At 73.0% G+C, this 21699-nt stretch carries 21 protein-coding genes and 2 pseudogenes; 16 read left to right on the plus strand and 7 right to left on the minus strand.

The genetic code is table 11. The features are described from left to right. Window positions 1–114 precede the first annotated feature (114 nt). The gene (locus ACZ5NJ_RS12030; protein WP_468764629.1) at window positions 115–759 is read left to right on the plus strand and encodes a DJ-1/PfpI family protein; all 645 of its coding nucleotides are present in this window, start codon (window positions 115–117) and stop codon (window positions 757–759) included. Window positions 760–822: 63 nt separating this feature from the next. On the opposite strand, the gene ACZ5NJ_RS12035 is transcribed toward ACZ5NJ_RS12030, so the two are convergent. From ACZ5NJ_RS12035 to ACZ5NJ_RS12055, 5 genes and pseudogenes are all read right to left on the minus strand, one after another. Continuing rightward, entirely contained in the window at window positions 823–1038 is a 216-nt protein-coding gene (locus ACZ5NJ_RS12035; RefSeq protein ID WP_468764630.1) for a hypothetical protein, read from the minus strand. Window positions 1039–1463: 425 nt separating this feature from the next. Continuing rightward, window positions 1464–1856 (minus strand): hypothetical protein, encoded by a 393-nt coding sequence (locus ACZ5NJ_RS12040; RefSeq protein ID WP_468764631.1) that lies wholly within the window; start codon window positions 1854–1856, stop codon window positions 1464–1466. Between the two features lie 110 nt (window positions 1857–1966). Then, a pseudogene (locus tag ACZ5NJ_RS12045) lies at window positions 1967–2080 on the minus strand (IS5/IS1182 family transposase); the annotation flags it as partial. A gap of 24 nt (window positions 2081–2104) precedes the next feature. Then, window positions 2105–2227, minus strand: a pseudogene (locus tag ACZ5NJ_RS12050) (transposase); the annotation flags it as partial. A gap of 150 nt (window positions 2228–2377) precedes the next feature. Next, window positions 2378–3160 carry an enoyl-CoA hydratase/isomerase family protein gene (locus ACZ5NJ_RS12055; protein WP_468764632.1) on the minus strand — a complete coding sequence of 261 codons (783 nt, stop codon included), beginning with the start codon at window positions 3158–3160 and terminating at the stop codon, window positions 2378–2380. An 80-nt stretch (window positions 3161–3240) separates the two neighbouring features. On the opposite strand from ACZ5NJ_RS12055, the gene ACZ5NJ_RS12060 reads away from it, so the two are divergent. After that, window positions 3241–3906, plus strand: a complete 666-nt coding sequence (locus tag ACZ5NJ_RS12060; protein ID WP_468764634.1) for an HdeD family acid-resistance protein — start codon at window positions 3241–3243, stop codon at window positions 3904–3906. Window positions 3907–4000: 94 nt separating this feature from the next. After that, entirely contained in the window at window positions 4001–4531 is a 531-nt protein-coding gene (locus tag ACZ5NJ_RS12065) for an ATP-binding protein (protein ID WP_468764635.1), read from the plus strand. Between the two features lie 38 nt (window positions 4532–4569). Here the strand turns inward: ACZ5NJ_RS12065 and idi are convergent, their stop codons facing one another. Further along, window positions 4570–5172 (minus strand): isopentenyl-diphosphate Delta-isomerase, encoded by a 603-nt coding sequence (gene idi / locus ACZ5NJ_RS12070; protein WP_468764637.1) that lies wholly within the window; start codon window positions 5170–5172, stop codon window positions 4570–4572. A 131-nt stretch (window positions 5173–5303) separates the two neighbouring features. After that, window positions 5304–6554: a GNAT family N-acetyltransferase gene (locus ACZ5NJ_RS12075; RefSeq protein ID WP_468764960.1), complete on the minus strand. Its 1251-nt coding sequence runs from the start codon at window positions 6552–6554 to the stop codon at window positions 5304–5306. 406 nt (window positions 6555–6960) lie between these two features. Between ACZ5NJ_RS12075 and ACZ5NJ_RS12080 the strand changes: the two genes are divergently transcribed. From ACZ5NJ_RS12080 to ACZ5NJ_RS12140, 13 genes are all read left to right on the plus strand, one after another. Then, window positions 6961–8751 (plus strand): DUF5941 domain-containing protein, encoded by a 1791-nt coding sequence (locus ACZ5NJ_RS12080; protein WP_468764961.1) that lies wholly within the window; start codon window positions 6961–6963, stop codon window positions 8749–8751. Beyond that, a complete protein-coding gene (locus ACZ5NJ_RS12085; protein WP_468764638.1) occupies window positions 8748–9500 on the plus strand; it encodes a phosphocholine cytidylyltransferase family protein in 753 nt (250 codons plus the stop codon). The genes ACZ5NJ_RS12080 and ACZ5NJ_RS12085 overlap by 4 nt, the downstream gene beginning before the upstream one ends. Then, window positions 9488–10549, plus strand: a complete 1062-nt coding sequence (locus ACZ5NJ_RS12090; RefSeq protein WP_468764639.1) for an iron-containing alcohol dehydrogenase family protein — start codon at window positions 9488–9490, stop codon at window positions 10547–10549. Before ACZ5NJ_RS12085 ends, ACZ5NJ_RS12090 begins: the two co-directional genes overlap by 13 nt. Continuing rightward, window positions 10527–11306: a CDP-alcohol phosphatidyltransferase family protein gene (locus ACZ5NJ_RS12095; RefSeq protein ID WP_468764640.1), complete on the plus strand. Its 780-nt coding sequence runs from the start codon at window positions 10527–10529 to the stop codon at window positions 11304–11306. The genes ACZ5NJ_RS12090 and ACZ5NJ_RS12095 overlap by 23 nt, the downstream gene beginning before the upstream one ends. Window positions 11307–11341: 35 nt before the next feature. Further along, window positions 11342–12187, plus strand: a complete 846-nt coding sequence (locus ACZ5NJ_RS12100; protein ID WP_468764963.1) for a glycosyltransferase family 2 protein — start codon at window positions 11342–11344, stop codon at window positions 12185–12187. Window positions 12188–12283: 96 nt separating this feature from the next. Continuing rightward, window positions 12284–13219, plus strand: coding sequence for an ABC transporter permease (locus tag ACZ5NJ_RS12105; RefSeq protein WP_468764641.1), 936 nt, complete (start codon window positions 12284–12286; stop codon window positions 13217–13219). Further along, complete coding sequence (locus ACZ5NJ_RS12110; protein ID WP_468764643.1) at window positions 13212–13994, plus strand: ABC transporter ATP-binding protein; 783 nt, start codon at window positions 13212–13214, stop codon at window positions 13992–13994. Before ACZ5NJ_RS12105 ends, ACZ5NJ_RS12110 begins: the two co-directional genes overlap by 8 nt. A 318-nt stretch (window positions 13995–14312) precedes the next feature. After that, window positions 14313–15251: a squalene synthase HpnC gene (gene hpnC / locus ACZ5NJ_RS12115; RefSeq protein WP_468764645.1), complete on the plus strand. Its 939-nt coding sequence runs from the start codon at window positions 14313–14315 to the stop codon at window positions 15249–15251. Beyond that, the gene (gene hpnD / locus ACZ5NJ_RS12120; RefSeq protein WP_468764648.1) at window positions 15248–16198 is read left to right on the plus strand and encodes a presqualene diphosphate synthase HpnD; all 951 of its coding nucleotides are present in this window, start codon (window positions 15248–15250) and stop codon (window positions 16196–16198) included. The genes hpnC and hpnD overlap by 4 nt, the downstream gene beginning before the upstream one ends. 148 nt (window positions 16199–16346) lie before the next feature. Then, window positions 16347–17747: a hydroxysqualene dehydroxylase HpnE gene (gene hpnE / locus ACZ5NJ_RS12125; protein ID WP_468764650.1), complete on the plus strand. Its 1401-nt coding sequence runs from the start codon at window positions 16347–16349 to the stop codon at window positions 17745–17747. A 53-nt stretch (window positions 17748–17800) separates the two neighbouring features. Next, a complete protein-coding gene (locus ACZ5NJ_RS12130; RefSeq protein WP_468764652.1) occupies window positions 17801–18901 on the plus strand; it encodes a polyprenyl synthetase family protein in 1101 nt (366 codons plus the stop codon). A gap of 115 nt (window positions 18902–19016) precedes the next feature. Next, window positions 19017–21071, plus strand: a complete 2055-nt coding sequence (gene shc, locus ACZ5NJ_RS12135; RefSeq protein WP_468764654.1) for a squalene--hopene cyclase — start codon at window positions 19017–19019, stop codon at window positions 21069–21071. Beyond that, a complete protein-coding gene (locus ACZ5NJ_RS12140) occupies window positions 21071–21694 on the plus strand; it encodes a phosphorylase family protein (RefSeq protein ID WP_468764656.1) in 624 nt (207 codons plus the stop codon). The genes shc and ACZ5NJ_RS12140 overlap by 1 nt, the downstream gene beginning before the upstream one ends. Window positions 21695–21699: the final 5 nt, after the last annotated feature.

Consider the following 21699-nt stretch of genomic DNA (forward strand, 5'->3'; position numbering starts at 1 on the left):
GGGGCTTGCCCAGCCCCCCACCTTGGGGAGTTGGGTTGGGCTTTGGGTCCCGGCGCGGCACGGGCCGTCCCGCCGGGGCGGCCGTCACGTCACAGCACACCCTCCGGAGGAGACATGCAGATCGCCGTCCTGCTCTACGACCGCTTCACCGCCCTCGACGCCATCGGCCCCTACGAGACCCTCAGCCGCCTGGAAGGCGCCGAGACCGTCTTCGTCGCGGAGCGCAGGGGCCCGGTGCGCACGGACAACGGCGCGGCCGTCCTGGTCGCCGAGAAGTCGCTCGACGAGGTGACCCGCCCCGACGTCGTCATCGTCCCCGGCGGCCCCCACCCCGAGGTCGAGATGAAGAACCCCGCCGTCCTGGACTGGCTCCGCTCCGTCGACGCCACCACCACCTGGACCACCTCCGTCTGTACCGGCTCGCTGCTCCTGGCCGCCGCCGGGCTGCTCGACGGGCGCCGGGCGACCAGCCACTGGCTGTACCTCGACCGCCTCGCCCCCTTCGGCGCCGAGCCCACCGGCGAGCGGGTGGTCTTCGACGGGAAGTACGTCACCGCCGCCGGGGTCTCCTCCGGCCTGGACATGGGGCTCGGCCTGCTGGGCCGGATCGCCGGGGACACGTACGCCCAGACGGTGCAGCTGATGTGCGAGTACGACCCCCAGCCGCCCTACGACGCCGGCTCCCCGGCCAAGGCCCCGGCCGAGATCGTCGCCCGGCTGCGTTCCGCCAACCCCCTGACGGCCGGCCCGTCGGCCTAGCGCTCTGACCTGGGGAAGCAGGCTGTGAGGCTCACAGGTACCGGGATGACAGGAATCCCGCGGCTACCGGAATGCCGGCATGGAGATCTCAACAATCTTGTTCGCCGGAAGGGGGAAAATGGTGCCCTTCGGACGCAGCTCGCTGGCCTTGTGGGCGCCGCTCGGGATGGGGCTGAAGGCGCCGCCTGTGATGCCGTCCGCGTTGGCCGGGACCGCAGCCAAGGCCATGGCTCCGAGGACGAGTGCCGAAAGTGCAGAAGAAGTGAGCAGGGTGCGCATGTTCGTCATACCTTGATCAACGATTGCAACCGCACGTGGACACCCCTGAACCACGTTCCGCCAGCACACTGGGCACCTCAGCACACACCGGACCAACTGAAACGCCTCGTGGCAACTGCGGCGCTCAGTCGCAGCGCCTCCGCCCCGCCCCGGCGGTCAAAGGTTCACGTCGATGTAGATGGCTGGACCAGGACGTTCACCGACCCCCGCCTGGATGAGCCTCCATGCTGCCGTGCTTGGGCTGGTGGGGCGGAAGCCAGTACAGGTGGAACGCGCTGCCGACGGTTCCCTCAGACGCGCGACCGCTGTGGAGTCGCATCGCTGACACCTTTACGGCGCACACGCCGGAAGCGGCGTCCTGACGGGCAGCGAGGGACACGGTCGATCGGACCCTCAGCCGGGACAGTCCCTCCCCGAAGAGGCTTCTAAGTCGAGGACTCCTTCAGCCGGTTGACCTCTGCGGCGTGTTCGCTGAGCCGGTGCCCGGTGCTGCCCGAGGTGTAGAGGACCGTGCCCACCACGGCGGTCGGGAGCGAGAGCAGCAGCAGGGCAAGGAGGCCTGCCCAGTCGCGTTCGGCGGCGCAACGGGTGCCCTCGGCGGCGGCGTAGCCCTCGTAGGGGCGGCCCCGTTCGTTCTGCTTCGTGTAGAACACCCGGGACTGGCACTCGCCGTCGCGTCCCGTCACGGGGTAGGGGAGCAGCAACTGGGAGGCGATCCAGAGCCAGATGCCGGCGGAGGCGGCCAGCAGTCCAAAACCCCAGGCCTGTTTGCGCCGGGCGCGCTCACGGAATGCGTTGTCGTAGACCAGCGCTTTCATGCGGCCGAAGGTAACAGCCCCGTTCCACCCGCGGTTTCATGCACTGAAGCCAGCCGCCGGGCGACGGCGGCGTGCGAACCGCGACCGGGTTCCACGTCGGCCAGGTGCAGGAGGCCGCGCCAGTGCTTGAGACGGTTGAAGCGCCGTTCCACCACGTTGCGGCGTGCGTAGACCTGTTTGTCGAAGACGGGCGGGCGGCCGCCTCGGCTGCCACGCCGGGCCCGTTCGAGGCACCCGTATCGCGTCCATCACGGCGGTGAACTGAGTGCAGTCGTTGAGGTCCCGTCCGCCGCCCACCGGCGGAAACGGGTGTGGAGGCCGGCCCACGACCCGTCCCGCTCAGGCACGTCCCGCCATGCCACCCCGGTCCGGAACTTCCACCACGATCCCGTTCAGGACCGTCCGGTCATCCAGCCGCGGCCGCCCGAAAACAGGCCGGGCAGCAGCGGCTCCACGCGTTCCCACTCGGCATCGGACCGTTCATGGCGACGTATCACCACACCATGATCCACAATCCAAGATCAGTTTGACGACAGACCGTCCCCCGCCGGGGCCGGGTGCCAGCCGAAGACCGGGGCGCGGCGTTCGAGGAAGGCGGCGACCCCCTCCGCGGTGTCGCCGCTCGCGGCGGCCTGGCCGCTCCAGTAGGCGTCCCGGTCCGTGCGCCCGTCCGCGAACTCCTTCGCCGCGGCCTGCGTCAGCCGTGACCGCGTCGTCAGGATCCGGGTGAACCCGGCCACCCGCTTGTCCAGCTCTCCGGCCGGCAGCAGCTCGTGCAGGAACCCGGCCCGCAGCGCGGTCTCCGCCTCGATCAGCTCCGCCGAGTAGAGGAGGTACTTGGCCCAGGCGGGCCCGACCACCGAGGCCAGCCTCCGGGTGGAGGACGCCGGGTAGACGATGCCCAGCTTCGCCGGGGTCACCCCGAACCGGGCCCCCTCCTCCGCGAACCGCAGGTCGCACGCCGCCGCCAGCTGGCTGCCGCCGCCCACGCAGAAGCCCCGCACCGCGGCCACCGTCGGCTTCGGGAACGCGGCCAGGGCCTCCTCCGCTGCCACCGCCAGGGCCTGCGGATCCTCGCCCCCGGTGAGGGAGGAGATGTCGGCGCCCGCGCAGAAGGTGGCACCGGCCCCGGTCAGGACCAGCACCCGTACGGCCGGGTCGGCGGCCAGCCCCGGGAGCAGCTCCGGCAGGGCCCGCCACATCGCGGCCGTCATGGCGTTGCGCTTCGCGGGGTGGGAGATGGTGACCGTGGCCACCCCGTCGGCCACCGTGTGGTGGAGGGCTGCTTCCTCGGCGTGGTCCATGCGCGGGATGCTATCCCGGGGCGACGATCCTATGATCAAGGGGACTCCGTCCCCGGGGGGTGCGAGGAGGTGGCAGGCCCATGGGCGCCGACCGCAAGGTCCCGCGGAAGCAGCCGCAGCAGGAGAAGAAGAAGCTGAACCGGAGCTTCGGGCTGCTGGCGCTGCTCGGGGTGGTCCTGGTGCTGGCCGGGCTGGTGGGCCTGGTCTACGCCGGTGTGGCCACCTTGACCTCGATGTTCCTCTTCGGCTGGCTGCTGCTCATCGGCGGCGTGGTCGGCCTCGCCCAGGCCGTCCAGTCGCGCGGGAGCAGCTACTTCTGGCTCGCCGTGGTCGTCGCCGCGGTCAACCTCGCCGCCGGCTTCGTGATCCTGCGCCGCCCCGAGGCGAGCGCCGAGGCGCTGACCATGTTCGCCGCGCTCCTCTTCCTCACCGGCGGGGTGTTCCGCCTCGTGGGCTCCCTGGTGGTGCGCGGGAGCAACTTCGGGATGTCCCTGGTCCAGGGCGCCTTCGGCATCCTGCTCGGCCTCCTGATCCTCGCGCGGTGGCCCGGCAGCAGCCTGTACGTGATCGGGACCTTCTTCTCCCTCGCCCTGCTGTTCGACGGGCTGAGCCTGGTGGCCGCGGGGCTCGGTGCCCGGCGGATCCTGGGGCTGGTCAGGGAGGACGAGGGCGCCGGCGTGCAGGCGTCGGACGCGGCAGCCACTGCCAAGCGGAGCGCGGCGGATCAGGAACAGTCCAACAACTGACTCCGTCATACGCCAGTGGTCAGAAAGCGTCCGATTGCCGCTGACTTCTGGTCAGTGGCGCGGTCCGGACCAGGCTGCTCGCCACTCTTGACGCGTGGAGACGATCGAGCGTGAAGACGGGGGCCGGAAGATGGACGACGGCGGGAGCATCCCGCAGGCCCGGGGAGGTGAGACGGCGGCTCCGGCCGACCCCCTCACGTACGAGGGGGTGTGGCGCTTCACCGCGCCGGCGGTAGAAGAATCCGTTCCGCAGGCCCGCCGCGCGGTCCGCGACCTGCTCGGCCGCCAGGGGGTGCCGGCCACGCAGGACCTCGTGTACTCCCTGCTGCTGATCGTCTCCGAGCTGGTGACGAACTCGGTCCGGCACGCCGCCCTGCTCTCCCCGGAGGTGGCCGTCGAGGTGGCGGTGGGCCGGGAGTGGGTCCGGGTGGCCGTCGAGGACGACCACCCCTACCGGCCCAAGGCGCTGGAGGCGGACTTCGGCCAGACCGGCGGCCGGGGCCTGCTGCTGGTCCGCGAGATCACCCTGGAGGCCGGCGGGGTGTGCGACGTCGAGCACACCTCGACCGGCGGCAAGGTGATCTGGGCCGCCCTGCCGCTGCAGCCCCCGGCCCGCCCCCTCTGACCCCCGTCCCGCACTCCGCACCCCGAACGGCGCAGCGGCTACCAGCCGGCCGCGTCGCCGGTCAGCTCGCGGATCGCGGGACGGGCCGCGTCGAGCACCGTCATGAACCAGGCCGAGAACGGCACCTCCGCGTGCCGCTTCGCCAGCTCCTCGGCGGTCACGAACGCGGTGTCCCCGACCTCCTCCGGATCCGGGTCCAGCGACGCCTGGGCCAGTCCCACGAACAGGTGGTTGTACTCCTGCTCCACCAGCCCCGACGCCGGGTCCGGGTGGTTGTAGCGCACCGTCCCCGCCTCGGCGAGCAGGGAGGGCGACAGGCCGAGCTCCTCGTGGGTGCGCCGGGCCGCCGCCGCGAACGGGGACTCGCCGGGGTAGGGGTGGCCGCAGCAGGTGTTCGACCAGACGCCAGGGGAGTGGTACTTCCCGAGGGCGCGCTGCTGGAGCAGCAGCCGGCCCTGCTCGTCGAAGAGGAACACGGAGAACGCCCGGTGCAGCAGACCGGGGGGCTGATGGGCGGAGAGCTTCTCCGCCGTGCCGATGGTGTTGCCGGACTCGTCGACCAGTTCGAGCATGATCGATTCTTGAGCGCCGGTGCCGGCGGACGCGCTGTTGGTGGCGTCAGTGGCTGATGTGGTCGGCATACCCATCCTTCGCTTCGGACTTCGGTCTTCAGTCTGCCGTACAAAAGAGGCTTGTCCCCACTTCGGCCGTCTGCGCATGTCCGCCCCCCGCCGCGTGATACACGGCGGGGGGCGGAGGGTCCGTCAGGACCTCAGATCCCGAACGGGGACGGATACGTGATCGTGCCCACCGGCACCGGAACGGAATCGTCCAGTACCAGGGCCATCATCGCCTCGTCCGGCACCGGGAAGGGCGCCCGGATCCCGTAGCGCGACGCCGGCACGAACCCGAAGCGCGGGTAGTACGACGGATGCCCCAGGACCAGCACCAACGCCTCCCCGCGCGCCGCGGCGGCCGCGAGCAGCGCCCGTACGACCGCACTGCCGGCGCCCGTGCGCTGGAGCGCGGGATCGGCGGCCACCGGCGCGAGCGCGAGCGCCGGTACGCCGCCGACCTCGCACCGGGTCAGCAGCGCGTGGGCCGCCACCGTCCCGTCGGGGCCCTCGGCCACGTACGAGAGCCTCGGCAGCCAGGCCCCGTCGGCGCGCAGCGCGTCCACGAGATCAGCCTCCAGCGGGGTCTCGAAGGCCGCCAGGTTGACGCCCCGCACGGCCGCCGCGTCGGCCGGGGTCTCGGGCCGGGTCCGCCAGCGGCCCCCGTCCGGGGCCCCGTCCCCGGCGGTCACCGGGGCCAGGACCCAGCCCCGGTAGCCGTACTCGTGCCCGTGCCGCTCCCGTACGGCGAGCTCCTCGCGGACGCCGGCCAGCGCGGCCGCCTCGGCGGGGGTGGCGGCGACGGCCGCCGCGGCCCGCTCGCCGAGCGGCCCGTAGTACTCGTCCCAGTCGGAGTCCGGCTGGAGGACGCCGCCCAGCAGCCGGTAGCCGGCCGCCTGCACGGCCGCGGTGTTGCGGGCGGTGGAACGCAGCGGGTACTGCGGGTCCCAGAAGGCCCGGGCCCCGGCCGAGGGCTCCTCGGCGGTCCACTCGCACTCGCTGAGCACGAGCCGGCCTCCGGGGGCGAGGAGCCGCTTCCACGCGGCCAGCGCCCGGTCGAAGCCGAGGACAAAGGCGGAGCCCTCCGCCCACACGAGGTCGAAGGAGCCGTCCTCGAAGGGGAGCGCGCCCATGTCGGCGCGCACCGCGCGGACGCGCCCGTCGAGGCCCCGGGCCGAGGCCGCGGTGCGCAGCTCCTCCAGGAAGGGCTCGTAGAGGTCGACGGCGGTCACCTCGGCGAGGCCCGCCCCGCCCGCCTCGGCGGCGAGCAGCAGGGCACTGCGGCCCGGACCGCAGCCGATGTCGAGGACGCGCGGCCGCTCGGGCAGCGGTCCGCACAGGGACAGCAGGTGCCGGGTGGTGGTGTCGGAACCGGGGGACTGCCGGGGCAGCCCGCGGTGCAGCTCCATGAACGCCGCGAAGACCTCGTCGGCGGAGCTGTCGTGGTGGGTGGTGCTGGTGGTGTCGGTCAACGTGAACCCTTGAACGGGGGCTCCGGCCGACGGGGCCTGTCGCTGTAAGGAGAGGGATCAGGCCCGGCCGGACGCCCGGGAAGACGGGGAGACGTACCGGAGTTCGCCGCGCACGGCGGCGACAGCTGCCACGGTCATCGATCCACCTCTTCCACGTTCGGAGTCGGCGTCCACCCTAACATCCGCTCTCAAACCGGACGGATGGGGGCCGAAAGGCTGATGAATGGCCTCTTCCATTCATCCGATAGCCTCTGCCGACAGCCGCAGCCGCCGTGCCGCCGCGCTTTCTTCGCCGCAGCCCACAGGCGCCGCCCGGAACGTTCGTTGCAAGGAGTGAGTCCGTCTGTCGACCGTCATCCTCACCGGCCTGCCGGTCCCCGGATCACCGCTTGAAGACGAGCTCCGCTCGCTCGGGTTCGACGTCCGTCCGGTCCCCGCTCCCGAAGACACCGCCGCGGCCCTGGCCGCCGTGCCGGCCGGGCAGCGGGTGGCCGTCGTCGACAGCGCCTTCGTCGGGCACGCGCACGCGCTGCGCCTCGCGCTGACCGACCCGCGCTTCGACGCCTGCGCCGTGACCGGCGCCTTCGCCGTCCAGGCCGGGGCCCGCGCGGCCCTGGAGCGGGCCGCGCGGCAGGCCCCGGACGGCGACGGGCCGTACGCGGACCGGCTCGCCGCCTCCGTCGAGGCCTCCGGCACCCCCGTCCAGCGGCCCGAGCTCGGCAGCCTGGTCGCCGCCGTCCCCGCCGGGGAGGCGGAGCGCGCCGAGGCCCTGGCCGCCGTCGCGGCCGTGGACGACGAGGCCGTCCGGCTGCGCGGCGCCGTCAAGGCCCGCGACGGGTTCTTCACGACCTTCTTCATCAGCCCGTACTCGCGCTACATCGCCCGCTGGTGCGCGCGCCGCGGACTGACCCCGAACCAGGTCACCACCGCGTCCCTGCTCACCGCGCTGCTCGCGGCGGGCTGCGCGGCCACCGGCGAGCGCTGGGGCTACGTCGTCGCCGGCGTCCTGCTGCTCGTCTCCTTCGTCCTGGACTGCACCGACGGGCAGCTCGCCCGCTACTCGCTCCAGTACTCGACGATGGGCGCCTGGCTGGACGCCACCTTCGACCGGGTGAAGGAGTACTCCTTCTACGCCGGTCTCGCGCTCGGAGCGGCCCGGAACGGGGATGACGTCTGGGCGCTCGCGCTCGGCTCGATGATCCTGATGACCTGCCGGCACGTGGTCGACTTCTCCTTCAACGAGGCCAACGTCGACGCCACCGCCGCGGGCAAGTCCGTCACCGGCAGCCCCACGGCCGCCCTCTCCACCCGGCTCGACAGCGTCGGCTGGACCGTCTGGGTCCGGCGGATGATCATCCTGCCGATCGGCGAGCGTTGGGCGATGATCGCGGTCCTGACCGCGGCCACCACCCCCCGGATCGTCTTCTACGCCCTGCTGGTCGGCTGCGCCTTCGGCGCGCTCTACACCACCGCCGGACGCGTCCTGCGCTCGGTGACCCGCAAGGCGAAGCGCACGGACCGGGCCGCGCGGGCGCTGTCCGACCTCACGGACTCGGGGCCGATCGCGGAGCTGGTCGCCAAGGCGGCCTCCCGCCGCACGCCCCTCCCGCGGCTGCCCTTCGCCGTGCTCGGCGCGGTGCTGGTGGTTGCCGTCGCCTGGTACGAGCCCTTCGGCAGCACGACGGTGATCTACGCCGCCCTGGTGTACGCCCTCATCAGCGGCGACGCGGTCGGCGTGCCGCCGCGCGGGCCGCTGGACTGGCTGCTGCCCCCGCTGTTCCGGGCCGCCGAGTACTCCACCGTCCTCGTCCTGGCCGTCAAGGCGGACGTCCCCGGGGCCCTCCCGGCCGCATTCGGACTGGTCGCGGCGGTCGCCTACCATCACTACGACACGGTCTACCGCATCCGCGGTGGCTCGGGCGCTCCGCCGCACTGGCTGGTGCGGACGACGGGCGGCCACGAGGGCAGGGTCCTGCTGACCGTGGTCCTGGCCGCCGTCCTCGCCCGTGACGCGTTCCCCGTCGCGCTCACGGCCGTGGCCGTGTTCGTGGCTCTGGTGGTGCTCGTGGAGAGCATCCGCTTCTGGGTCTCCGCCGGAGCACCCGCCGTACACGACGAAGGAGAACCCGCATGATCGGCCTTGTCCTCGCTGCCGGTGCCGGACGCCGTCTGCGTCCCTACACCGACACCCTGCCCAAGGCCCTCGTGCCCGTCGGTCCCGAAGGGCAGGAGGACAGCCTCACCGTCCTCGACCTGACCCTGGGCAACTTCGCCGAGGTCGGCCTCACCGAGGTCGCCATCGTCGTCGGCTACCGCAAGGAGGCCGTGTACGAGCGCCGCGAGGCCCTGGAGGCCAAGTACGGGGTCACGATCACGCTGATCGACAACGACAAGGCCGAGGAGTGGAACAACGCCTACTCCCTGTGGTGCGCCCGTGACGTCCTCAAGCAGGGTGTGATCCTCGCCAACGGCGACACCGTCCACCCGGTCTCCGTCGAGAAGACCCTCCTCGCCGCCCGCGGCGACGGCCGGAAGATCATCCTCGCCCTCGACACGGTCAAGAACCTGGCCGACGAGGAGATGAAGGTCGTGGTCGACGGCGCCGCGGGCGTGCGGAAGATCACCAAGCTGATGGAGCCGTCCGACGCGACCGGCGAGTACATCGGCGTCACCCTCATCGAGCCGGAGGCCGCCGACGCCCTCGCCGAGGCGCTGAAGACCACCTTCGAGCGCGACCCCGACCTCTACTACGAGGACGGCTACCAGCAGCTCGTCAACGACGGTTTCACCATCGACGTGGCCCCCATCGGCGACGTGAAGTGGGTCGAGATCGACAACCACGACGACCTCGCCAAGGGCCGGACGATCGCATGCCAGTACTGACGCGGCTGATCCCCTCGCCGGTCGTCGTCGACATCAGCCGCGGGGCGATGGACCAGCTGGACGGCATCCTGGCCGACCAGCGGATCTCCGCCTCCGGCCGGCTCGCGATCGCGATCAGCGGGGGCTCCGGGCAGGCGCTGCGCGCCCGTCTGGAGCAGGCCCTGCCGCACGCCGACTGGTACCCGGTCGTCGACGGCACCATCGACTCGGCGGTCAAACTCGCCGACGACATAAAGGGCCGCCGCTACGACGCCGTCGTGGGCCTGGGCGGCGGCAAGATCATCGACGTGGCGAAGTACGCCGCGGCGCGGGTCGGGCTGCCCATGGTGGCCATCGCCACCAACCTCTCCCACGACGGCATCTGCTCCCCGGTGTCCATCCTGGACAACGACAACGGCCGCGGCTCCTACGGCGTGCCCACGCCGATCGCCATGGTCATCGACCTCGACGTGATCCGCGAGGCGCCCACGCGCTTCGTGCGCGCCGGCATCGGCGACGTGATCTCCAACATCTCGGCCATCGCCGACTGGGAGCTCTCGCACCGGATCACGGGCGAGTCCGTGGACGGCCTGGCCGCGGCCATGGCCCGCACCGCGGGGGAGTCCGTCCTGCGCCACCCCGGCGGCTGCGGCGACGACGAGTTCCTCACCGTGCTCTCCGAGGCCCTCGTGCTCTCCGGCATCGCCATGTCGATCAGCGGTGACAGCCGCCCCTCGTCCGGCGCCTGCCACGAGATCAGCCACGCCTTCGACCTGCTCCACCCCGGGCGCTCCGCGCTCCACGGCGAGCAGGTCGGCATCGGCGCCGCCTTCGCCATGCACCTGCGCGGCGCCCGCGAGCAGTCCGGGCTCTTCGTCGAGGTGCTGCGCCGCCACGGCCTGCCCGTGCTGCCCCAGGAGATCGGCTTCAGCGCCGACGAGTTCGTGGCGGCCGTGGAGTACGCCCCCCAGACCCGCCCGGGACGGTTCACCATCCTGGAGCACCTCAACCTGTCCGCAGCCGAGATCAGGGACGCTTACGCCGACTATGCCCAGACCATCCGTAGCTGAACTGCGCCCCGTCGTTCACCCGGCGGGCGTCAAGGACCGGCGCAGTGGCGAGCACTGGGGCGGCCGCCTCTACATGCGCGAGATCTCCCTGCGCATCACCCGCCTGCTGGTCACCACCAGGGTCACGCCCAACCAGCTGACCTACGTGATGACCCTGAGCGGGGTCCTGGCCGCGCCGGCCCTGCTGGTGCCGGGCGTCTGGGGCGCCGTCCTCGGGGTGCTCGCCGTCCAGGGCTACCTGCTGCTCGACTGCGTCGACGGCGAGGTGGCCCGCTGGAAGAAGCAGTTCTCGCTGTCCGGCGTCTACCTGGACCGCGTCGGCGCCTACCTGTGCGACGCGGCGGTCCTCGTCGGCTTCGGGCTGCGCGCCGCCGACCTGTGGGGCGGCGGCCGGATCGACTGGCTGTGGGCCTTCCTGGGCACCCTGGCGGCCCTCGGCGCGATCCTGATCAAGGCCGAGACCGACCTGGTCGGCGTCGCCCGCCACCAGGCGGGCAAGCCCGTGGTCCAGGAGTCCGCCGCCGAGCCGCGCTCCTCCGGCATGGCCCTGGCCCGCCGGGCCGCCGCCGCCCTGAAGTTCCACCGCCTGGTCCTCGGGATCGAGGCCTCGCTGCTCATCCTGGTGCTGGCGGTCCTCGACCAGGTCCGCGGCGACCTGTTCTTCTCCCGCCTCGGCGTGGCGGTGCTCGCCGGCATCGCGCTGCTCCAGACGGTGCTGCACCTGGTGTCCATCCTCGTGTCGAGCAGGCTGCGGTGAGCGCCCCGCTGCGCGTCGGCGCGGTGATCATCACCATGGGCAACCGCCCCGACGAGCTCAAGGCGCTCCTGGACTCGGTGGCCCGGCAGGAGGGCGGCCCCGTCGAGACGGTCGTCGTCGGCCAGGGCGTCGAGGTCACCGGCCTGCCCGAGGGGGTGCGCACGGTGCACCTCCCCGAGAACCTGGGCATCCCCGGCGGCCGCAACGTCGGCATCGAGGCCTTCGGACCCGCCGGCCGCGACGTGGACGTGCTGCTCTTCCTCGACGACGACGGGCTCCTGGAGCGCACCGACACCGCCGAGCTGTGCCGGCAGGCCTTCGCCGAGGACCCCGAGCTGGGCATCATCAGCTTCCGCATCGCCGACCCGGACACCGGTGCGACCCAGCGCCGCCACGTCCCCCGGCTGCGCGCCTCCGACCCGATGCGCTCCTCCCGCGTGACCACGTTCCTGGGCGGCGCCAACGCCGTCCGCACGAAGGTCTTCGAGCAGGTGGGCACCCTGCCGGCCGAGTTCTTCTACGCCCACGAGGAGACCGACCTGGCCTGGCGGGCCCTCGACGCCGGGTGGCTGATCGACTACCGCGCGGACATGGTGCTGCTGCACCCGACCACCGCGCCCTCGCGGCACGCCGTCTACCACCGTATGGTGGCCCGCAACCGGGTGTGGCTCGCCCGCCGCAACCTGCCCGCCCCGCTGGTCCCGGTCTACCTGGGCGTCTGGCTCGGGCTGACGCTCGTGCGCAGGCCCTCGGCGCCGGCGCTCAAGGCCTGGTTCGGCGGGTTCAAGGAGGGCTGGACCACCCCCTGCGGTCCCCGTCGCCCCATGCGGTGGCGTACGGTCTGGCGGCTGACGCGACTGGGCCGACCGCCTGTCATCTGAGAAGCTCGCGTCTGGGACCATGGGCCCCGACCACGGGTCCGGCGCTCCAGGCCCGATGCCCCACCTGCGCATCTGGAAGACGGAAAGTTTCAACTTGTGAGTGACACAACCCCCGACGGCGCCCTCGCCACGAGCAAGCCGCCGTCCGACGACGCGGGGCTGACCCCGGCGGACCTCGCCGCGAAGTACGGTCTGTCCGTCAGCGGCGCGCGGCCGACCCTGGCCGCCTACGTGCGCCAGCTCTGGGACCGGCGCCACTTCATCATGGCGTTCTCCCGGGCCAAGCTGGTCGCCCAGTACAGCGAGGCGAAGCTCGGCCAGATCTGGCAGGTGGCGACCCCGCTGCTCAACGCGCTCGTCTACTACCTGATCTTCGGCCTGATCATGAACGCGGGCCGGGGCATGCCGAAGGGCGTCTACATCCCCTTCCTGGTGACGGGCATCTTCGTCTTCACCTTCACCCAGAGTTCGCTGATGGCCGGCGTCCGGGCCATCCCCGGCAACCTCGGCCTGGTCCGCGCCCTGCACTTCCCGCGCGCCTCCCTGCCGATCTCCTTCTCGATGCAGCAGCTCCAGCAGCTGCTCTACTCGATGATCGTCGTGCTGATCGTCACGGTGGCGTTCGGCAACTACCCGCGGCTGTCCTGGCTGCTGGTCATCCCGACGCTGGCGCTGCAGTTCGCCTTCAACACCGGCCTCGCGCTGATCTTCGGGCGGATGGGTTCGAAGACCCCCGACCTCGCGCAGCTGATGCCGTTCCTCACCCGTACGTGGATGTACGCCTCGGGCGTCATGTTCTCGATCAGCGGTGCGCTCAAGGACCGGCACGTGCCCGGGTGGGTCACGGACGTGCTCCAGTGGAACCCCGCCGCCATCTACATGGACCTGATCCGCTACGCGCTGATCGACGACTACGGCCGGCACAACCTGCCGCCGCACGTCTGGGCCTTCGCCGTCGGCTGGGCCGTCGTGATCGGCCTCGGCGGTTTCGTGTACTTCTGGAAGGCTGAGGAGCGTTACGGCCGTGGCTGAGAACAACCGGGACAACGTCCCCACCGTCATCGCCGACGACGTGCACATCGTCTACCGCGTCAACACCGGCAGCTCCGGCAGGGGCAGCGCCACCGCCGCGCTGAGCAAGATAATGCGCCGCGGCAAGCGCGACGCCCCCGGCGTCCGCCGGGTCCACGCCGTGCGCGGCGTCTCCTTCACGGCGTACCGCGGCGAGGCCATCGGCCTCATCGGCTCCAACGGCTCCGGCAAGTCCACCCTGCTGCGCGCCATCGCGGGCCTGCTGCCCTGCGAGTCCGGCAAGGTCTACACCGACGGCCAGCCCTCGCTGCTCGGCGTCAACGCCGCCCTGATGAACGACCTCACGGGCGAGCGCAACGTCGTCCTCGGCGGTCTCGCGATGGGCATGAGCCGCGAGCAGGTCAGGGAGCGCTACCAGGACATCGTCGACTTCTCCGGGATCAACGAGAAGGGCGACTTCATCTCCCTGCCGATGCGCACCTACTCCTCCGGCATGGCGGCGCGCCTGCGGTTCTCGATCGCCGCCGCCAAGGACCACGACGTCCTGATGATCGACGAGGCGCTCGCCACCGGCGACCGCAAGTTCCAGGTCCGCTCCGAGGAGCGCATCCGCGAGCTGCGCAAGAAGGCCGGCACGGTCTTCCTGGTGAGCCACAACAACAACTCCATCCGCGACACCTGCGACCGGGTGCTGTGGCTGGAGAAGGGCGAGCTCCTGATGGACGGCCCCACCGAAGAGGTCGTCGCGGCGTACGAGAAGGCCAGCAGCCACTGACCGGCCGCGCCGCCGCGCCAGGCCCCTGCCGCTCCCCGCGGCGGGGGCCTCGCCATGCGGCCGACATTCCGGGCGTGATGGGCACCCGATAGGTCCCCGCGGTGTTGTACAGCGTAAGCTGGACCAGTTCTCAATCGCGCCAAGAGGGGACGATTCCCCGCAGCCGGTTCGCCCGGGATACTCCCCGGTAAACTCCGCGGCGTGTCCGAAATGGGATGACTTGGGTCGGCAGTGTAGAACGGGAGACGTGACGGCAATGGCTACGGGAATTCTGCGGCCCCCAGGCACAGCGGCCGTCCCGGCCCCGGGCGGCGGGCGGTGACCCCCGGGCACGGCCTCCGTCCCCCCTCGGCCCCGGCCCCCGGCGCGCACGCCGGCGCCACCCTCGCCAAGGCCGCCTCGGAGAACTTCCCCGTCGCCCCCGCCTTCCTGCCCCGCGCCTGGCGCCAGGGCCTCATGGCGGTCTACGGCTACGCCCGCCTCGTCGACGACATCGGCGACGGCGACCTCGCCCCGGGCGGCCACGACGCCGTCCTCCTCGGCCTCGACCCGGACGCCGCCGACGACCGCCTCGCGATGCTCGACGCCTTCGAGGCCGACCTGCTGCGCGTCTTCGGCGGCACCGACGGCCCCCCGCGCCACCCCCTGCTGCTCGCCCTCCAGCCCGTCGCCCGCGAGCACCGCCTCAGCCCCGAGCACTTCCTCGGGCTCATCGAGGCCAACCGCCAGGACCAGCGGGTCGCCCGCTACGAGACGTACGGACAGCTCCTCGCCTACTGCGAGCTCTCCGCCAACACCGTCGGCCGCCTCGTGCTGGAGCTCACCGGGACCGCCACCCCGGAGCGGATCCGCCGCTCCGACGCGATCTGCACCGCCCTGCAGATCGCCGAACACCTCCAGGACGTCGCCGAGGACCTCGGCCGCGACCGGATCTACCTCCCGGCTGAGGACATGGCACGCTTCCACGTCGCCGAGGCCGACCTCGCGGCCCCCACCGCCGGAGCCTCCGTACGCTCCCTGGTCGCCTTCGAAACAGAACGCGCGTACGGGCTCCTGAACGAAGGCACCCCGCTCGTGGGGAGCGTCCACGGCAGGCTACGGCTGTTGCTCGCGGGCTTCGTGGGAGGGGGGCGAGCCGCCCTGCGGGCGATCTCGGCCGCCGGCTTCGACGTCCTGCCCGGTCCGCCCAAGCCCACCCGAGGCCTGCTCCTCCGCGAGGTGGCCGCCGTCCTGCGCACAGCGCCGAGAAAGGGGTGAGCCCGAACGTGGAGGGCCCCAACCACGCGTCCGCTCCGTCCGCCCCCGTCCTCGCCGCCTACAGCTACTGCGAGGCCGTGACCGGAACCCAGGCGCGCAACTTCGCGTACGGCATCCGGCTGCTGCCCACCGACAAGCGGCAGGCGATGTCCGCGCTGTACGCCTTCTCGCGGCGCGTCGACGACATCGGCGACGGCACCCTCGCCCCCGGCGCCAAACTGGCCCGCCTGGAGGAGACCCGCGCGCTCCTCGGCCGGATCCGCGCCGAGGAGATCGACGAGGACGACACCGACCCGGTCGCCGTGGCCCTCGCGCACGCCGCCCGCCGCTTCCCCATCCCCCTCGGCGGCCTCGACGAGCTCATCGACGGGGTCCTGATGGACGTCCGCGGCGAGGAGTACGAGACCTGGGACGACCTCAAGGCCTACTGCCGCTGCGTCGCCGGGGCCATCGGCCGGCTCTCGCTCGGCGTGTTCGGCACGGTCGGCCCCGGCGAGCACGCCGACGAGTACGCCGACACCCTCGGCCTGGCCCTCCAGCTCACCAACATCCTCCGCGACGTCCGCGAGGACGCCGGCAACGGCCGCACCTACCTGCCCGCCGAGGACCTCGCCAAGTTCGGCTGCTCCGAGGGCTTCCGCAGCGGCCGGCTCCCCGCCGGCTCCGACTTCCCCGGCCTGGTCCACCACGAAGTCCGGCGCGCGCGGGCCCTGTTCACCGAGGGCTACCGGCTGCTGCCGATGCTCGACCGGCGCAGCGGCGCCTGCGTGGCCGCGATGGCCGGCATCTACCGCCGCCTGCTCGACCGCATCGAACGCGAGCCCATGGCCGTCCTGCGCGGACGCGTCTCGCTGCCGACCCACGAGAAGGCGTACGTGGCCGTGCGCGGCCTGTCCGGCTTCGACGCCCGCACCATCTCCCGCCAGACCGCCCGGAGGCGCGCCTGATGCCCCGGACCCCGGCCCCGCCCGCCGGCGCAGCGGCGCGCCCCGCCCGGTCAACCCGCGGGCGCGCGGGCGCGTCCCTCCGTGCGGGGTCCGCCCGCACCCCAGCACATCCCGGCCCGGCGGGCCGGCGTACCACCCGGGAGGCCTCATGAGCGGCAGCGCAACCGGCGGCGCAGCCGGCGACGGCCGCGCCGTCGTCGTCGGCGGCGGGCTCGCCGGAGTCACGGCCGCCCTCGAACTCGCCGACGCCGGACTGCGGGTCACCCTCCTCGAAGGGCGCCCCCGCCTCGGCGGCCTCGCCTTCTCCTTCAAGCGCGGCGACCTGACCGTCGACAACGGCCAGCACGTCTACCTCCGCTGCTGCACCGCCTACCGCTGGTTCCTCGACCGCGTCGACGGCGCCGCCCTCGCCCCGCTCCAGGACCGGCTCGACGTCCCCGTCCTCGACGTCGCCCACCCCTCCGGACCCCGCCTGGGCCGGCTGCGCCGCAGCGCCCTGCCCGTCCCCCTGCACCTCGCCTCCTCCCTGGCCCGCTACCCGCACCTCTCCCTCGCCGAGCGGGCGTCCGTCGGCCGCGCCGCCCTCGCGCTGCGCCGCCTCGACCCCGCCGACCCCGCGCTCGACGGCCTCGACTTCGCCACCTGGCTCGCCCGCTACGGCCAGAGCCCGCGCACCATCGAGGCCCTGTGGGACCTCGTCGGCATCGCCACCCTCAATGCCACCGCCCGGCAGTCCTCCCTGGGCCTGGCCGCCATGGTCTTCAAGACCGGACTGCTCTCCGAGAACGGCGCCGCCGACATCGGCTGGGCCCGCGTCCCGCTCGGCGAACTCCACGACACCCTCGCCCGCAAGGCCCTCGACTCCGCCGGCGTCCGCACCGCACTGCGCACCCGCGTGAGCGCGATCTCCCGTACCGACGACGGGAACTGGCGGGTCGACACCGACGGGGAGTCCCTCGACGCCGGCACCGTCGTCCTCGCCGTCCCGCAGCGCGAGGCCCACGGCCTGCTGCCCGCCGGCGCGCTCGCCGACCCCGACAAGCTCCTCGACATCGGCACCGCCCCCATCCTCAACGTCCACGTCGTCTACGACCGCAAGGTGCTCCGGCAGCCCTTCTTCGCCGCCCTCGGCACCCCCGTGCAGTGGGTCTTCGACCGCACCGACTCCTCCGGACTCACCGACGGCGGCCAGTACCTGGCCCTGTCCCAGTCCGTCGCCCAGGACGACATCGACGAGCCGGTCTCCGTCCTGCGCGCCAAGTACCTGCCCGAACTGGAGCGGCTGCTGCCCGCCGCCCGGGGCGCGAAGGTCCGCGACTTCTTCGTCACCCGCGAGCGCACCGCCACCTTCGCCCCCAGCCCCGGCGTCGGCCGGCTGCGCCCCGGCCCCCGAACCGACACGCCGGGGCTCTATCTCGCCGGTGCGTGGACCGCCACCGGCTGGCCCGCGACCATGGAGAGCGCCGTCCGCAGCGGCCTCGGCGCGGCACACGCCGCGCTCGCCGCTCTCGGCCGCCCCCGGGAACATCCTCTGCAGGAGGCGGTATGACGACCACCACGAGCACCACCAGCACAGCACGTACAGGAACCAGAGGAGAGCCAGTGAACCCGGGGAACCCGGCTAGCGAGAACACGGATGCCGGCGCCGGCTCGGCCGGCGGGGGAGTGGAGAAGGCCGACACCCTCGCCCTCCTCGAACGCGGCCGCACGCTGTCGACCCCCGTGCTCCGCGCGGCGGTGGACCGGCTCGCGGCGCCCATGGACACCGTCGCCGCCTACCACTTCGGCTGGATCGACGCCCAGGGCAATCCCGCGGACGGCGACGGCGGCAAGGCCGTGCGCCCCGCCCTCGCGCTGCTCTCCGCCGAGGCCGCCGGCGCCGCCGCCGAGGTCGGCGTCCCGGGTGCCGTCGCCGTCGAACTCGTCCACAACTTCTCGCTGCTGCACGACGACCTGATGGACGGCGACGAGCAGCGCCGCCACCGCGACACGGTGTGGAAGGTCCACGGCCCCGCGCTCGCCATCCTCGTCGGCGACGCCCTCTTCGCCCTCGCCAACGAGGTGCTGCTGGAACTCGGCACCGTCGAGGCCGGCCGCGCCACCCGCCGGCTGACCACCGCCAGCCGCAAGCTCATCGACGGCCAGGCCCAGGACATCTCCTACGAGCACCGCGAGCGCGTCAGCGTTCAGGAATGCCTGGAGATGGAAGGGAACAAGACCGGAGCCCTGCTCGCGTGCGCCGTCTCCATCGGCGCCGTCCTCGGCGGCGCGGACGACCGCACGGCCGACAAGCTGGAGGAGTACGGCTACCACCTCGGCCTCGCCTTCCAGGCCGTCGACGACCTCCTCGGCATCTGGGGCGACCCGGAGTCCACCGGCAAGCAGACCTGGAGCGACCTGCGCCAGCGCAAGAAGTCCCTGCCCGTCGTCGCGGCCCTCGCCGCGGGCGGACCCGCATGTGAGGAACTCGCCCGGCTGCTCGCGGCCGACGCCAAGAGCAACGACTTCGAGAACTTCTCCGAGGAGGAGTTCGCCCACCGCGCCGCCCTCATCGAGGCCGCCGGCGGCCGCCAGTGGACCGCCGACGAGGCCCGCCGCCAGCACGCGATCGCCGTCCGGGCCCTCGACGAGGTGGACATGCCGCAGCGGGTGCGCGAGCAGCTCGTCGCCCTCGCCGACTTCGTCGTCGTGCGCAAGAGGTGATCCCCGCCGGAAAGTGGATATGAATCGCGAGTCGCCGGCCGGGCAGCCCTCCTGAGGGCGGCACCGGCCGACGGCAGACCCGGGCACAGCCGACGCACTGTACGAAGGGGAAGCCATGACAGCGACGACCGACGGCGCCGGTGCGCTCACCGACGGCGCGGATCCGCGACACGACGCCGCGGCGGCCCCGGCCGCCGCGGCCGGCCCGTCCGGCGAGGACACCGGCCTGCCGGAGGGCGTCCGGGAGGCCGCGGACCGGGCCGTCCGGGAACTGCTGGACCGCCAGGACCCGGCCGGGTGGTGGAAGGGCGACCTCCAGACCAACGTCACCATGGACGCCGAGGACCTGTTGCTGCGCCAGTTCCTCGGCATCCGGGACGAGGAGACCACCCGGGCCGCCGCCCTCTTCATCCGCGGCGAGCAGCAGCCCGACGGCACCTGGGCCACCTTCCACGGCGGGCCGCCCGAACTCTCCGCCACCATCGAGGCGTACGTGGCCCTGCGCCTGGCCGGCGACCCGCCCGACGCCCCGCACATGGCCCTCGCCTCGGCGTGGATCCGCGACCAGGGCGGCCTCGCCTCCGCCCGGGTCTTCACCCGGATCTGGCTGGCCCTCTTCGGCTGGTGGAGCTGGGACCACCTGCCCGAACTCCCGCCCGAACTGGTCTTCCTGCCGTCCTGGGCGCCCCTGAACATCTACGACTTCGGCTGCTGGGCCCGCCAGACGATCGTCCCCCTGACCGTCGTCTCCGCGCTGCGGCCCGTCCGCCCCGCCCCCTTCGCCCTCGACGAGCTGCACGCCGACGCCCGCGACCCGTACCCGGTCAAACCGCTGGCTCCGGCGGCCAGTTGGGACGGGGCCTTCCAGCGGATGGACAAGGCCCTGCACCTCTACCGGCGCGTCGCCCCGCGCCGGCTGCGCAAGGCGGCCATGGCCGCCGCCGGCCGCTGGATCGTCGAACGCCAGGAGAACGACGGCTGCTGGGGCGGGATCCAGCCCCCCGCCGTGTACTCCGTCATCGCCCTGCACCTGCTCGGCTACGACCTCGGGCATCCGGTGATGCGGGCCGGCCTGGAGTCCCTCGACCGCTTCGCCGTCTGGCGCGAGGACGGCGCCCGCATGGTCGAGGCCTGCCAGTCCCCCGTCTGGGACACCTGCCTCGCCGCCATCGCCCTGGCCGACGCGGGCGTCCGCCCCGACCACCCGGCGCTGGTGAAGGCCGCCGACTGGATGCTCGGCGAGGAGATCCGCCGCAGCGGCGACTGGTCCGTGCGCCGACCCGGACTGGCCCCCGGCGGCTGGGCGTTCGAGTTCCACAACGACACCTACCCCGACGTCGACGACACCGCCGAGGTGGTCCTCGCCCTGCGCCGCATCCGCCACCCCGAGCCGGGGAAGGTGGAGGCCGCCATCGACCGCGGCGTCTCCTGGACCCTCGGGATGCAGTCCGCGGACGGCGGCTGGGCCGCCTTCGACGCCGACAACACCAGCCCCCTCCCCAACCGGCTGCCCTTCTGCGACTTCGGGGAGGTCATCGACCCGCCCTCCGCCGACGTCACCGCCCACGTCGTGGAGATGCTCGCCGCCGAGGGGAAGGCCGGCGACCCGCGCGCCCGGCGGGGCATCGCCTGGCTCTTCGCCGAACAGGAGCCGGAGGGCTGCTGGTTCGGCCGCTGGGGCACCAACTACGTCTACGGGACCGGTTCGGTGGTGCCGGCCCTGACCGCCGCCGGGATCTCCCCGGGCCACCCGGCCGTCCGGCGGGCCGTCGGCTGGCTGGAGTCCGTGCAGAACGGGGACGGCGGCTGGGGCGAGGACCAGCGCTCCTACCGGGACCGCTCCTGGGCCGGGAAGGGCGCCTCCACCGCCTCCCAGACCGCCTGGGCGCTGATGGCCCTGCTCGCGGCGGGGGAGCGGGAGGGCGAGGCCGTCCGGCGCGGGCTCGCGTACCTGGTCCGGACCCAGCGGGCCGACGGCACCTGGGACGAGCCGTACTTCACCGGCACCGGCTTCCCCTGGGACTTCTCCATCAACTACCACCTCTACCGGCAGGTGTTCCCGCTCACCGCCCTGGGCCGCTACCTCCACGGGGAGCCCTTCGCCCCGGCCGCCGCCGCCCGGCACACGGGCGGGGCCGCGCCCGCCGCCGTCACCGCCGAGGGGGCCTGATGTCCGCCCGGGCGGCCCCGGCCCCGCCGCCGCTGCTGATCGCCTGCGCCCTGCGCATCGAGCGGGCGGCCCTCGGCGGCGCCGGGGGCACGGTGCTGCGGACCGGCATGGGCCCGCGCGCCGCCGACCGGGCCGTGGCCCGGGCGCTGGGACGGCCCGGGATGGAGCGCGCCGCCGTCCTCGCCACCGGCTTCTGCGCCGGCCTGCTGCCCGGCATGAACCCCGGCGACCTGGTCGTCGCCGAGGAGACCCGCGACCCCCGAGGGGCCGTCACCTGTACCGGCACCGCCCTGCTCGCCGAGGCCCTGGCCCGCGCCGTCCCCGGGCGGACCGTGCACACCGGCGCGCTGACCGGCTCCGACCACGTCGTCCGCGGCCAGGAGCGCGACCGGCTGCGCGCCTCCGGCGCCCTCGCGGTCGACATGGAGTCCGCGGCCACCCTGTGGACCGCATCCGGCGCGGGCCGCCCCGTTGCCGCCGTCCGGGTGATCGTGGACGCTCCCGAGCACGAGCTCGTCCGTATCGGCACGGTGCGCGGTGGAATATCTGCCTTCCGTGTCCTACGTGCCGTACTTCCCGCTTTCCATGACTGGCACCGTTCGTTGCTGCTTCCCAGGAGGTGAACCAG

This window comes from Streptomyces sp. NPDC032091 (assembly GCF_055580265.1).